The organism is Mesorhizobium bavaricum, assembly GCF_056781655.1.
On record NZ_CM165566.1, the window covers coordinates 6,554,217 to 6,567,422 of the forward strand.

Genomic DNA, 13,206 nt, shown 5'->3' on the forward strand with positions numbered 1-13,206 from the left:
CTACTCCCGGCCTTCCAGGATGCGCCGCACCGCGACGAGCTTGCGTGCCCGTTCGCCTTGCAGCGCCTTTGTCTGCTCGGGCGTGTAGGAGAACATGCCCTCGCCCGATTTGATGCCGAACTTCGATGCAGCGGTCTTCTCCAGCACCATCGGCGCGACATCGTCGCGATTGGAGAGATCGGCGTTCAGGAAGGACGAGACCGATTTGTAGATATCGAGGCCCGCCATATCGAGCAGCGCCATCGGGCCGATGACGGCGATCTTGTAGCCGATGCCCCACGACACGCAGGTGTCGAGATCCTCCGGCTCGATGACGCCGCGCTCGACGAGGTCGACCGCCTCGCGCAGCAACGCATAGAGGACGCGGTTCTCGACGAAGCCCGGAACATCCTTTTTCACCACCACCGGCAGCAGGCCGAGCGAGCGAATGAGGTCGCGGATCGTCGCCACGGTTTCAGGCGCGGTCTTTTCACCGCCGATCACCTCGATCATCGGTATGATGTGCGGTGGGTTCGACCAGTGCATGCCGACCATCCGCCCGGGATGCGAGATATGCGCCTGCAGCTTGGTGATCGGAATGCCCGACGTGTCGGAGGCGACGATGACAGACGCGTCGATCAACGGATCGATGTCGCGATAGGCCTGCGCCTTGATGTCGATATTCTCCGGCACATTCTCGATGACCAGTTCGGCGCCATCGACGGCTTCGGCGATCGTCTCGACGAAACGCACGCTGCCGGCGCCTGTCCCGGGCGCCTTGATGTCGAGACGGTCGAGCACCCCGCCGGCAAGATCAAGCATGCCGCGGGCACGCTCGACCGCCGCCGGCGAAACATCATACGCCGTGACATCGAGCCCGCCGCGCGAAAGCCGCGCGGCGATGCCCGGCCCCATCGTTCCCAATCCGATGAGAGCGGCGCGCTTGATCATCATGCGGCCTTTGCCGGGGCAGCGGCGGTTGCCGCCTTGAAGGCCGGTCGAGCGGCGATCGCAGCCACCCAACGCTCCAGATTGGGCATCGACGGCCGGTCGATCTTGAAGTCGACGCAGCGCTTCAGGATCGGCGCGCAGGCGATGTCGGCAAGGGTCAGCTTGCCGAGCGCCAGGAAGTCCTTGCCGGCCAGGTGGCCGTCGACGATCTTGAGCTGCGCCACAAGGTCCTTCACCTGTTCCTTGTATTCGGCGGTCTGTTCCTCAGGTGTCAGCTTGGCGCCCTTGAAGGCCGCCAGGTAGCCGGGATTGACCGCCGCCAGCAGGAAGTCCATCCAGCGCTCGACCTCGGTCTTTTCCGCCGGCGTGGCGCCAGTCAAATGTTCGCCGCCGGATGCCGCGAGATAGCGCAGGATGGTGTTGGACTCCCAGATCACGGTGCCGCCGTCGACCAGCGTCGGGACCTTGGAGGTCGGGTTGAGCGCCTTGTATTCGGCCGTCTGCGTGTTCTCGAACTGGCGGCCATAATCCTCGCGCTTGTAGGATGCCCCAAGCTCCTCGAGCATGAAGAGCACCTTCTGGACGTTGCCTGATGTCTGGCGGCCTAAGAGCTTGTACATGTCATCTCCTCGATTGTGTCGTGCCTACTTGCCGGCCGGCAGCGGCTTGTAGACGATGGCGTCCATTTCGATCTTGGTGTTGATGACCGCCTTGGCCTCGACGGTCGTACGCGCCAGCACGGCGTCGCCGATCCCTTCGAGAAACGCCTTGTTGTAGCGGCCGAAATCGCGCGTATCCTCGAGATAGGTGGTGATCCGCACGACATCGGACAGCGTCGCGCCTTCATGCGCGATAACGCGCGCGATGGTCTTCAGCGTGGCCAGCGTCTCTTCCTCGATCGTGCCGCTGATCATGTTGTTGTTTTCGTCCTTCGGCACCTGGCCGGAGACGAAGATGAAATCGCCGGCCCGCACAGCCGGATGAAACGGCAGGTTCGGGTTCTTGTTGCCGATGGCGTAGTGGCTGGCGGATTTTCGCGTGCTGTCGCTCAATGCCTGCTCCTAGAGAACGCTGGTTTCGATGATGTCGACGCCACGGATGCGGTCGATCAGGTAGACAATGCCGCGATCGTCGATGGTCACGTCGTTGGACGAGGAACGCTCCGCACCCTCCGGCGCGTCGGGCATGAAATGGCCGACTTCCTTCGGCGCGAACGGGTCGACGATGTCGACCAGCCGCAGTCCCTGCGCGAACCATGCAAACGGAATGACCGTTCCCTTGAACCGTTCGGAAGGCTGATGGCAGCCGGTCATCTGCGGCTGCGGTGAACCATCCGTGTCGAGGCCCGGCACCTGGAAGGTCGAAATCGGCAACGGGTTGGTCTCGTCGGTGATGTCGTAGATCCAGGTGAAGGCCGGCGCCGATGGCCGAAGCTTGGCGACATCCTCATCCGCCACCACCATGATGTTGCGACCCTTGAGCAGCTGCGGGATGGGCAGGCATGTATGCGTGGGATGCGGAAAGCTCGGGCTCGAATTGACGTGCGAGATCAGCTTCGGCTTGGAGATGTCCGAAATGTCGAGGATGAACAGGCCGTGATGCCAGTAGCTGACATAGAGCCGGTCGCCCATGCGCAGCGGATGGTGGCAACGCGGCGTGACATAGTCATGCCAGGGGTATTCTTCGCCACCGCCGGTCCATTGGCCGGGAATCCACCAGCGTCCGACCTCGACCGGCTTCGTGGGATCGATCAAATCGAGGATCATCACGATATTGCCGACATAGCCATCGGCGGTCGGCGAGATATAGGCGTAACGGCCGTCGAAGTCATAGCGGTGGACGCCCTTGCCGCCGGTTATCCATTTCGAGATGAGCTTGGGCTGTGCTGGCTTGGTGGTGTCGTAGAGCGCCAGTCCGCCGCCGAAGTCGGCCGGGCCGTCGCTGCCGAAGCGCTCGTGATTGATGATCATCAGCCCGTCCTTGGCGCGCACCTTGTGCGAGTGCCAGCCGGGGGGGACATCGATCGTCGTTATCTTGCGCGGATTGCGCGGGTCGGAAATGTCGACCAGCGTCGTGCCGCTCGGCGGCCGCATGTGGCCGATATAGAGGATGTTGCCATCGACCCAGACCTGACCGCCGCCCGGACAGTCGACATGACCGATCTGCTTGGTGTTGAACGCCGAAACCAAATGCATGCGCCTTTGCTGCTGAAACGTCGTTTTCGATGTCGCGCCGCCATGGCGGCGCGACATTCTTGCCGGAGGACGAGGATCAGGCGAGGCGAAGCAGATCGCCGGCCTGGTTGCGGCCCCAGCGCTTGTAGAGGAGCAGCGCCTTCTGGGTCGGCGCATCGGTGGCGCCGAAGAAGATCACCGGCTCGCTAGAGGAGCCGTTGACATGTTCGACCCACGATCCGCCGGGTATGGCGATCGTGTCGAACTGGTTCCAGTCGTAGCGCTTGCCATCGATGATCGAATGGCCGTTGCCGCGGAAGGGCGCCAGCAGCAGGCTGGCGGTTTCACGCTGCGGCAAGGTCTTCTCGCCAGGGCGCAGCATCTGAGCGTAGAAATTGATGGTGCGGAAGACTGGCCCGCCTGTGCTCGGATCGACGTAATCGACGACGATGCCTTCATGAGGGTCGCCATCCCAGTCCTTGTGGGCATCGAGGACCGCTTCCATCTTCTCCCAGCGATAGACATACATCGGCGACGACAGGCCGCCACCGCGCTTGTGGTCGACGAAACGCGGCATCAGGCCGCCCTCGCCATAGATGCGCTGTGAGTAGTCGCTCGGATAGCGGGCGGTCTGCACCTTCTTCTCGACTTCCTTGCCGTCGACCATCTCGGTGTATTTGTGGTCGAAATGGACGGCGTGCAGCGTCTCGACCAGCGGCAGGTCGAGTACCGACAGGTTGACCGCCTGCTCGCCGCCCACCGTGCCGTGATTGTGCCAGGCGTCGTTGGGCGTCAGCACCATGTCGCCCGGGCCAAAGACCACGTCCTCGCCCTCGACGCCGGTGAAGTTGCCCTTGCCGGTCAGGCCGAAGCGGATGGCGCTCGGCGAGTGCTTGTGCGGCGGCATGATCTCGTCCGGATCGTTCAGGCGGTAGGCGGTGTACATCGTGCTGACCGATGCGCGCTTGGGCGCAAGGCCGGGATTGACCAGGATCAGCGAACGGCGCTCGCTGTCGTCCATGGTCACCAGTTCGGCGGCGCGCTGCAGCAGCGGCTCGATGTCCGAATAGGACCAGACGAAAGGAATGGCCTTCGACGTCGCCATCAGCTGCTTGATCTCGTCATGGTCCACGCCTTCCGACGTCGCCCAGAACGGAAACATGTTCTTTTCGTAGAGGGCGTCGTAGAGGCCCTTGAGTGCTGCTTTCTTGTTGGTGAGCGTATCGTTAGCTGGTTGCGCCAGGGACATGTCGGACACCTCTTGTCACGCAGAAAATGCTTCTAACCAACTCAACCGTATTCGCATTGGTTTTGCTCGACAATCCCCAAATTGCGAAATTTAAAAGTTTTTGGTTGAGACGCATTTTTGAACGGCAAATGCCCAAAAATGGGCAGAAATGACGCGAAAATAGCACAAAGACTGCTCAAACCTGCAAGTTGCGTCCAACCCGTCACGGCCATGCAGGATCACATGGCAGCCCAACCAAATGCAGATTTTAATCTCAACCAAAAGATATTGGTTGCATTTCAGCCGTCGCTATCAGGCCGCCACGCTCTGTTGAGCGCGGCTGCGGATCAGGTCGGCGGCCTTTTCGGCGATCATAATGACCGCCGCATTGATGTTGCCGCAGACGAGATCCGGCATCACGGAGGCATCCACGGCACGAAGTCCGGCAACGCCGCGCACCCGCAATTCCGGATCGACGACGGATTCCGCATCGACACCCATACGGCAGGTGCCGGCCGGATGGTGCACGGTGATCGATGTCTTGCGGATATGCTCGTCGATCTCTTCGTCGCTCTCGCATTTGGGGCCGGGGAAGAATTCCGCGCCAACGAACGGGGCCATGGACGGCTGGCTGGCAAGGTTGCGCGCAACACGAAAGCCGGCGCGAAGCGACTGCCAGTCGCGCTGCGAAGACAAGAAGTTCTGATGGATCAGCGGCGCGGCGAACGGATCGCTCGACGCCAGGTTGACGCTGCCACGGCTCTCCGGCTGCACGGCGACGATACGCGTTGCAAAGCCATCGGCGAACGGCGCCTTGAACGGCGACATGTAGGGCCACGCCCCAAGCGGTGCGGCGGTGAAAAGCAGCTGTACGTCCGGCAGCGGCCGGCTTGCATCGCTTTTGAGGAACGCGACGACACCTCCGGGCACATCCCCCGAAAAGCCCTTGCCCGTTAGATAGGTCTTGACGAAATCCAGGCCGATGCGATCGGCCCGCATCATCCTGAGAAATGGTCCTGGCTGCTTGCGCCGATACATCACGATGACCGAAACATGGTCCTGCAAATTCTTGCCGACCTGCCGACGATCGACCTTCGTCTCGATGCCATGTGCCCCGAGTTCAGCGCCGTCACCGATCCCCGACAGCATCATGAGTTGCGGCGTGTTGATGACGCCGCCGGCAAGCAGAACCTCGCGCCGCGCGAGAGCTTCATGCCCCGCCCCGCCTCTGGTGTAGGCAATGCCGGTAGCGCGCCCATCCTTCAGCAGGATCTTCGTCGCCATCGCGCCGGTCAGCACCTTGAGATTGCCGCGGCGCATGGCCGGGCGCAGATAGGCGGACGCGGTCGAGCAGCGGCGGCCGTTTTCGATCGTCATCTGCAGGCGGCCAAAACCTTCCTGCTCGGCGCCGTTGTAGTCGTCGGTCTGCGGATATCCCGCATCACGGCTGGCCGTGGCGAAGGCATCGATCAGTTCATCCTTGTAGCGGCAGAATTGGGTGTTCAGCGGTCCGCTGCCCCCGCGATACTGGCTTGCGCCCTTTTCCCAGCGCTCCTGCTTCTTGAAATAGGGCAGCACCTTGTCGAACGACCAGTCGCTCAGTCCGGTTGCCGCCCAGCGATCGTAATCGCCGCGATTGCCGCGCACATAGGCCATGGCATTGGTTGAAGACGAGCCGCCGATGACCTTGCCGCGCGCGCATTCGACCTTGCGGCCGCCGACATTGGCCTCGGGCTCGCAGAAATACATCCAGTCGTGGCGGCGCTCGGTCAGGATCTTGCCCCAGCCGAGCGGGATGTGAATCATCGGATCGCGGTCCCAATCCCCTGCCTCAAGCAGAAGCACCGAAACCGCAGGGTCCTCAGTCAGCCGGTTTGCCAGCACGCAGCCGGCCGAACCCGCGCCGACAATGACGTAGTCAAAGGTTTCGTCAGCCGGCATGCATGACCCTCGGGAGAAGGACAGCCGCGATGGCAGCCGTCAACGAAGTCAGTCAACCATCGCGCAACTGGTGTTGTCAACCATCGCATGTGGATGTAGATTGGTTGAATTGGTTGAGTGCCGTTTCCATCAGGTTTCGTGTCACAATATGATAACCGGACGTTGAGTCGGCGCCTGCCGATCGGACAGGAGATTTGTTTTGAGCGCATTCGAGCCGCAGGTGGAAGCATCGGATCTCGACGACATCATTGCCGCAGTGCGCCAGTTGCAACAGGGCGGCGGCAAACTTCCGTCCGAGCGCGACCTTGCAGAACATCTGAGCGTAAAGCGCCACCAGCTTCGCAAGGCGCTTGAAGTGCTGCGTCATGCAGGCGATCTCAAACCGGCGCGCGCCAGGCGGGCGCCGACCGCCCTTCCAAGATACGGGGAGGAACTTGTCAGGGTAACCAACCCGATCGAGGTTCTGGAATTGCGCCTGATCATGGAGCCGGGCCTTGCACGGTTGGCGTCGCTGCGCGCCTCCTCGTTCGAGACGGCGCGGATCATGGACGCGGCAACCACGCCGGAGAATGCTCCATCGGGTGAGGTCGACTTCGCCTTCCACCTCGCGATCGTCGCCGCTGCCCGCAACCATCTCGCGGCAGAATTCTACAAAATGTTGCGTCAGGTCGGGGTCGACGCGCGGGTGAAGGTTGCGCGCACCGCCGCCCCTACCTGCCCCAAGCGGATCGCCCAGCGCGACGGCGAGCACCGCCTGATCGCCGAAGCGATATCGCAGCGCGATCCCGAAGCGGCGGAGGCGGCGATGCGCGCGCATCTGTTGTCCGTGCAGAGGCAGATCATGGAACGATCGAATGCCGGCGCCTTTGCCGCGTGATCGCATCGTCGCGTGAGATTGAGCCTGTGCGGGGAATTTCAAATTGAAACGTCATTTCGACGTGCTGGTGATCGGCGCGGGATCCGCCGGCTCGGTTGTTGCCAGCCGGCTCAGTGAAGACCGGTCGTGCCAGGTCGGCCTGATCGAGGCCGGGACGATGCCGGCTGACCCCGATATCGCCGACCCGCTGAAATGGACGATGCTCCAGGGCCGCGCCTACGATTGGGCCTACCGGACCGTGCCGCAGCCGTTCACCGCCAACCGCGTCCACGAATGGCCACGCGGCAAGATCGTCGGCGGCTCGAGCTGCCTGCATGCGATGGCCTATGTGCGCGGCCATCCCGACGATTTCGAACCCTGGGCGCAAGCCGGCGGCGAGCGCTGGTCCTATCAAGGATTGCTGCCGGGCTTCATCCGCAGTGAAGCCTTCACGGCCTTCGACAGGCCGACACGCGGCAGGAGCGGCCCGCTGGACGTGTATCTGCCGGACGCCGAAGTCAGTCCGGTCGTGCGCGCCTACATCGCCGCAGGGCGTGCCATGGGTGCCCCCATACTGAGCGACCACAACAGCGGCGAACTGGTCGGCACCAGCCCCAACTCCCTCAACATACGCGACGGCAAGCGCGTGAGCGTCGCCGACGCCTATCTGCCGCCGCGGGTCATGGCGCGGCCGAACCTGACCTTGCTCACCGGCCACGAGGTCGAGCATCTCGTGCTGGACGGCCACAAGGTCACGGGCGTGATCGTGGTGTGCGAGGGGCAGACCAGAACGCTGTCCGCCGACCGGATTGTTCTTTGCGCCGGCGCCGTGTCAACGCCGCTCATCCTCATGCGGTCGGGCATTGGTTGTGCGGATACCCTCAAGCAGGCGGGGATACGCTGCCTTGCCGACCGACGCGATGTCGGCCGCAACCTGCAGGACCATCTGCTGGCTCTTGGGAATGTCTACAGCACGAAAAAGCCGGTGCCGCCGTCCCGCCTGCAGCACTCCGAATCGCTGATGTACCTGCATGGTGACGACCCGGCCCGTTCGTCGGGAAGTCCCGACGTGGTGCTCGCCTGCGTCGTCGCGCCGTCAGCGGCCGAGGGCCTGAATGCTCCGCCCTACGGCTCCGCCTTTACGATCCTGTGCGGCGTTACCCATCCGACAAGCCGCGGGCGCATCGCACCGGGCGGGCCCGGCCGTAACGATGCGCCGGTGATCGATCCGCATTATCTCGAAACCGAACACGACCGCAGGGTCTTCAGGACGGCCTTGAAAAGGGCGCGCATGGTCGGCCATCATGCGGCTCTCGACGAATGGCGCGATGCGGAAGTCCTGCCCGGTATATCGGCTCAGTCCGACGACGAGATCGATGCCTTCATCGCCAGGGCTGCCTCCACCCATCATCATCCGGCCGGCACATGCCGGATGGGTGGCGATGCCGACGCCGTTGTCGACCCCGATTTGCGGCTGAACGGCTTCGACAACATCTTTGTCGTCGACGCCTCGGTGATGCCGGCGATCCCGAGCGGACCGATCAACGCCGCAATCGTCGCCATCGCGGAAACCTGGGCAGCGTTGGCGCCGCACCGGAAATCCTGACAAATGCCAGGCAGTCTCTAGCGCAGTTCACCGTTTCACGGAAACGCTGAACCACTCTAGCTCTTTGTTTCGACGCAATTCCCTAGGGAATGTGCTGCGCGCATTTCCCGGGAAAACAAGTTCCCACTTTTCCTGGAATTGCCCTAACGCTTGATCTGGTCAAGCCGATCAACCGCCTTGACGTTCTCCGCCGAAGGCCCGGTGGGATCGAAGGTGGACGCCAGATACTTGTCGACGATCGCCTTCGCCAGTTCCGGGCCTATCACACGCGCGCCCATGGTGATGATCTGCGCATTGTTGGACTTGGCAGCACGTTCGGCCGAATAGGTATCGTGGGTCAGTGCGGCGCGTATCCCCGGCACCTTGTTGGCGGAAATCGAAACGCCGATGCCGGTTCCGCAGAACAGCAGACCGCGGTCGAATTCGCCTTCAACCACCTTTCGAGCAACCGTCTGCGATATGTCGGCATAGAAGCCCGGCTGACTGAGATCGGTTAGCGTGATGCCGGTCTTTCCGGCCAGGTGCGCTGCAATCACATCGAGAAGCGGCTTTCCCGCACTGTCGGCGCCGATAGCGATCTTCATAGGCTCCCTTCCTTTCGATTTTGGCTGGTTCTCCGCACCATGCCGACAACGCGCCGGCTGGCGCCTGGGCCCCTGGGCGTCCGCGGGGGCATTCGATCCGCGGCCAACGGTTGGCATTCATAGTCTCATCCACTGCTTGACATTTGTCGAGTGCTAATCGACTATTGTAAAAATTGACACCAAGAACAAAGAGCATTCGTGTCGATCGGCTCGCGCCAAGGAGGGGTGTCGAGCAGCCGTGGGAGGAGAAACGACGTGGAAATTTTGCTCGAGGTGGAAGGGCTGAAGAAGTCCTTTGGTGGCGTCGCAGCCTTGCGCGAAGGCCGCTTTCAACTTCGCGCCGGCACGGTTCACGCACTCTGCGGCGGCAACGGCGCCGGCAAGTCGACCTTTCTCAAGATACTGATGGGTATCTTCAAGCGCGATGCCGGCTCAATCCGCCGGCGCGGCAAGGACGTGGAGTTCGCAAGCCCGGCCGACGCACTGGCCTCGGGCATTGCCATCATCGAACAGGAACTCAGCCCTGTCCCTCACATGACGGTTGCGGAGAACATCTATCTCGGCCGCGAGCCTTCAGGGCGGTTCGGAGGCATCGACTTCCGGGCCATGAACCGATCCGCGCAAAAGCTGCTGGACGATCTCGAATTCGATATTCGAGCCACGCAATACATGATGAATCTCTCCGTCGCGCAGATGCAGCTCGTCGAGATCGCCAAGGCGCTCAGTCACGATGCCGAGGTCATCTTCATGGATGAGCCTACATCGGCGATCGGCGAGCGCGAGGCACAGCACCTCTTTGCCGCGATCCGACGCCTGCAGGCCCAGGGCCGCGGCATCGTCTACGTTTCTCACCGGCTGTCGGAGATCTTTCAGATCGCCGACTCCTACACGGTCTTTCGTGACGGCGCCTATGTCGGCAGCGGGGCGCTTGCAGACATCGACCGGCACGATCTGATCCGCATGATCGTCGGCCGCGAACTGTCCGAGGAATACATCAAGACCAACACGCCCACCTTGGAAACCGTTCTCGAAGTTACCGCCCTCACCTGCCCGAACAAGATCGAAGATATCTCCTTCTCCGCACGAAAGGGCGAGATCTTCGGCATTTACGGCCTGATGGGGGCGGGCCGGACGGAGATTTTCAACTGCCTCTTCGGGCTCGACAAGCCTTCGGCGGGAAGCATCAAGGTCGACGGTACCGAGATCACCATTTCCAAGTCGGCGGATGCCATGGCGCAGGGACTGGCGCTGGTCACGGAGGACCGCAAGCTGACCGGTCTCAATCTCTCCGATTCCGTGCGCGCCAACATCTGCATGGCGAGCCTGCCGGAAATGAGTCCCGCCTTCGCCATGGATCGGGGGCGGGAGGCGCAAGCGAGCCGCGACATGCGGGAAAAGTTCCAGATCAAGGCCGCGCGCGATACGATGCCGGTTTCCGGCCTTTCAGGCGGCAACCAGCAGAAGGTGGTGCTCGCAAAGTGGTTCCTTCGCAACCCGAAGGTCCTGCTTCTGGACGAGCCGACCCGCGGTGTCGATGTCGGGGCCAAGCGTGAAATCTATCGGATCATCAGCGACTTCGCCGCCGCCGGCGGCACGGTCGTGATGATCTCGTCGGAAATCGACGAAGTTCTCGGCATGTCGGACCGCATCATGGTGATGCGCGCCGGCAGGAGCGCCGGGATCTACAGCCGGGAGGAAACGGATGCCCAATCACTCGTCCACCTATCAACCTGAACAGGGACAGGGTGTTCGTCCGGCAGCAGAGGAGTCAGGGATGTCGGTTGGAGACAACAAGAACACAAAGGGCTGGCTCGGTTCCGAGCAGCGCCGGCTGCTGATCCAGGAATACGGCATCTTCTTTGCTTTCCTGATCCTGGTTGCGGTTCTGTCGGTCTCCAACGAGTTCTTTTTGACGGCCGGCAACATCTCGAACGTGCTGCTGCAAACGTCGATCAACGGTGTCCTCGCCATCGGCATGACCTTCGTCATCCTGACCCGCGGCATCGACCTCTCGGTTGGCTCGGTCGTCGCGCTGGCCGGCCTCATCAGTGCCAGTTTCGTGACCACGTCGGCGACCGCGGGGATTTCCGGAGCGCCCTATCCAGTCGTCTTCGGCCTCGGCATCGGCCTGTTGGTGGGTGTTGCCTGCGGTGCCGTTTCCGGTGTGATCGTGTCGCGGTTCTCGGTACCGGCCTTCGTGGCGACGCTGGGCATGCTGTCGGCGGCGCGCGGACTGACTCTCATCTATGGTGGAGGCCGACCTGTTCCGGCGCTGACGCCGGCGTTTCGCTGGATCGGCACAGGCGACTTCCTCGGCATACCGGCCCCGGTCGTCATCCTGGCAGTTGTGTTTGCCGTCTCCTGGTGGATCCTCAACCGGACCCGTTTCGGCCGTTACATCTATGCCGTCGGCGGCAACCCTCACGCAGCCAGGACCTCGGGCATCAACATTACCCGCATACAGTTCGTCGTCTATGTCGTCTCCGGCGGTCTTGCCGGCCTCGCGGGAATGCTGCTCAGCGCCCGCACTGGCTCCGCACTGCCGCAGGCAGGCATTGCCTACGAACTGGACGCGATCGCTGCGGTGGTGATCGGGGGAACCAGCCTTTCGGGAGGGGTGGGCCGGGTGACCGGCACGCTGATTGGCGCGCTGATCATCGGCGTCATGAACAACGGCCTCGATCTGATGGGTATCCAATCCTACTACCAGCAAGTTCTCAAGGGCGCCCTGATCGTCGGCGCCGTGATGCTTGATCAGAAGAGAAACTACGGGGCCTGAGCCCCCTTCCGGGATCGGACCTGCACAACGCGTGTCCGTTGATAGGCGAACCATGTCGGTCGCTCACTTAAGTGGAGGTACGAAATGAAAACATTGATGATAGCGCTCGCATCCGCGACCGCGCTGCTGGCCTCGTCGGCCATGGCGCAGGAGAAGATCAAGATCGGCGCAGCGCCTTACGGGTTGAATGCGGAGTTCATGCAGATCTGGGCGGCAGCGCTTCAGGAGCACCCTGCCGTCAAGAGCGGTGAAGTCGAACTGACGGTCTTCGACGGCCGCTATGATGCCCTGGTCCAGCAGGACCAGTTCAAGACGATGGTCACGCAGAAATACAACGCGATCATCTTCGCGCCAATCGATGTCGACGCCGGCGCGGCTGCCGTGCAGACGGCAGCCGACGCAGGCATCCCGGTTGTCGGTTCGAACACCCGCGTCAATTCTGATCTCCTGGCCTCCTATGTCGGCTCGGACGACACGATCTCGGGCTACATGGAAGCCAAGACCGTGCTCGACAAGATCGGCTGCAAGGGCAACGTCGTCATCCTCGAAGGACCAGTCGGTCAGTCGGCGCAGATTTCCCGCCTCGAAGGCAACAAGAAGGCGCTTGCCGAGTGCCCGGATGTCAAGATCCTCGAAGATCAGACGGCGAACTGGTCGCGCGCCGAAGCGCAGACGCTGATGGAAAACTGGCTCACCGCACACCCCAAGCAGATCAACGGCGTGATCGGCCAGAACGACGAAATGGCCCTCGGCGCGATCGAGGCGATCAAGGCCGCAGGCCTTGACGTGAAGAGCTTCGCCATTGCCGGCATCGACGGCATCACCGACGCGCTCCACGCCGTCAAGGCCGGCGAGATGACGTCGATCCTTCAGGATGCGCGCGCCCAGGCACAAGGTGCGCTCGATCTTGCCATCTTCAATGCCAAGAAGGGTGACTACAAGCCCCAGTCCGACATCTGGGTGACCTACAAGGACATGCCGTGGAAGGACGGCAAGGAAAAGATCTACAATGTTCCGTGGACCCCGGTGACGGCGGAGAACGTCGACAAGCTTCTTGCGACGCGCAAATAATCCAGCCGTGGGGTGTGCCTCTCGCACACCCCACTTT

At 62.3% G+C, this 13,206-nt stretch carries 12 protein-coding genes; 5 read left to right on the forward strand and 7 right to left on the reverse strand.

What is annotated here, in order from left to right:
* The 6 genes from fhmpcd1 to AC1RZR_RS31785 all read right to left on the reverse strand — a co-directional run bounded on the left by fhmpcd1 (position 1) and on the right by AC1RZR_RS31785 (position 6,273).
* Entirely contained in the window at positions 1-930 is a 930-nt protein-coding gene (fhmpcd1, locus tag AC1RZR_RS31760; protein ID WP_477272072.1) for a 5-formyl-3-hydroxy-2-methylpyridine 4-carboxylate 5-dehydrogenase, read from the reverse strand.
* Positions 930-1,550, reverse strand: a complete 621-nt coding sequence (locus tag AC1RZR_RS31765) for a glutathione S-transferase family protein (protein WP_477271212.1) — start codon at positions 1,548-1,550, stop codon at positions 930-932. The genes fhmpcd1 and AC1RZR_RS31765 overlap by 1 nt, the downstream gene beginning before the upstream one ends.
* Before the next feature lie 24 nt (positions 1,551-1,574).
* Positions 1,575-1,982 (reverse strand): RidA family protein, encoded by a 408-nt coding sequence (locus AC1RZR_RS31770; RefSeq protein WP_056582478.1) that lies wholly within the window; start codon positions 1,980-1,982, stop codon positions 1,575-1,577.
* 9 nt (positions 1,983-1,991) lie between these two features.
* On the reverse strand, positions 1,992-3,125 hold the full coding sequence (locus tag AC1RZR_RS31775) for an LVIVD repeat-containing protein (RefSeq protein ID WP_481827094.1): 1,134 nt from the start codon (positions 3,123-3,125) through the stop codon (positions 1,992-1,994).
* Between the two features lie 76 nt (positions 3,126-3,201).
* Entirely contained in the window at positions 3,202-4,353 is a 1,152-nt protein-coding gene (locus AC1RZR_RS31780; RefSeq protein ID WP_379093305.1) for a cupin domain-containing protein, read from the reverse strand.
* A gap of 291 nt (positions 4,354-4,644) precedes the next feature.
* Positions 4,645-6,273, reverse strand: a complete 1,629-nt coding sequence (locus tag AC1RZR_RS31785) for a GMC family oxidoreductase (RefSeq protein WP_481827095.1) — start codon at positions 6,271-6,273, stop codon at positions 4,645-4,647.
* Between the two features lie 199 nt (positions 6,274-6,472).
* Here AC1RZR_RS31785 and AC1RZR_RS31790 point away from each other — a divergent pair, with 199 nt between their 5' ends.
* Positions 6,473-7,150, forward strand: coding sequence for a FadR/GntR family transcriptional regulator (locus tag AC1RZR_RS31790; RefSeq protein ID WP_477271219.1), 678 nt, complete (start codon positions 6,473-6,475; stop codon positions 7,148-7,150).
* A 43-nt stretch (positions 7,151-7,193) separates the two neighbouring features.
* Positions 7,194-8,735, forward strand: coding sequence for a GMC family oxidoreductase (locus AC1RZR_RS31795; RefSeq protein ID WP_481827096.1), 1,542 nt, complete (start codon positions 7,194-7,196; stop codon positions 8,733-8,735).
* 143 nt (positions 8,736-8,878) lie between these two features.
* On the opposite strand, the gene derI is transcribed toward AC1RZR_RS31795, so the two are convergent.
* Complete coding sequence (gene derI, locus AC1RZR_RS31800; RefSeq protein ID WP_481827097.1) at positions 8,879-9,319, reverse strand: D-erythrulose-4-phosphate isomerase; 441 nt, start codon at positions 9,317-9,319, stop codon at positions 8,879-8,881.
* A gap of 255 nt (positions 9,320-9,574) precedes the next feature.
* Here derI and AC1RZR_RS31805 point away from each other — a divergent pair, with 255 nt between their 5' ends.
* The 3 genes from AC1RZR_RS31805 (at position 9,575) to AC1RZR_RS31815 (ending at position 13,169) form a co-directional block, all read left to right on the forward strand.
* Positions 9,575-11,053 carry a sugar ABC transporter ATP-binding protein gene (locus tag AC1RZR_RS31805; protein WP_481827098.1) on the forward strand — a complete coding sequence of 493 codons (1,479 nt, stop codon included), beginning with the start codon at positions 9,575-9,577 and terminating at the stop codon, positions 11,051-11,053.
* Between the two features lie 40 nt (positions 11,054-11,093).
* Complete coding sequence (locus tag AC1RZR_RS31810) at positions 11,094-12,098, forward strand: ABC transporter permease (protein WP_477271226.1); 1,005 nt, start codon at positions 11,094-11,096, stop codon at positions 12,096-12,098.
* A gap of 84 nt (positions 12,099-12,182) precedes the next feature.
* Positions 12,183-13,169, forward strand: coding sequence for a substrate-binding domain-containing protein (locus AC1RZR_RS31815; RefSeq protein ID WP_477271228.1), 987 nt, complete (start codon positions 12,183-12,185; stop codon positions 13,167-13,169).
* Positions 13,170-13,206 lie beyond the last annotated feature (37 nt).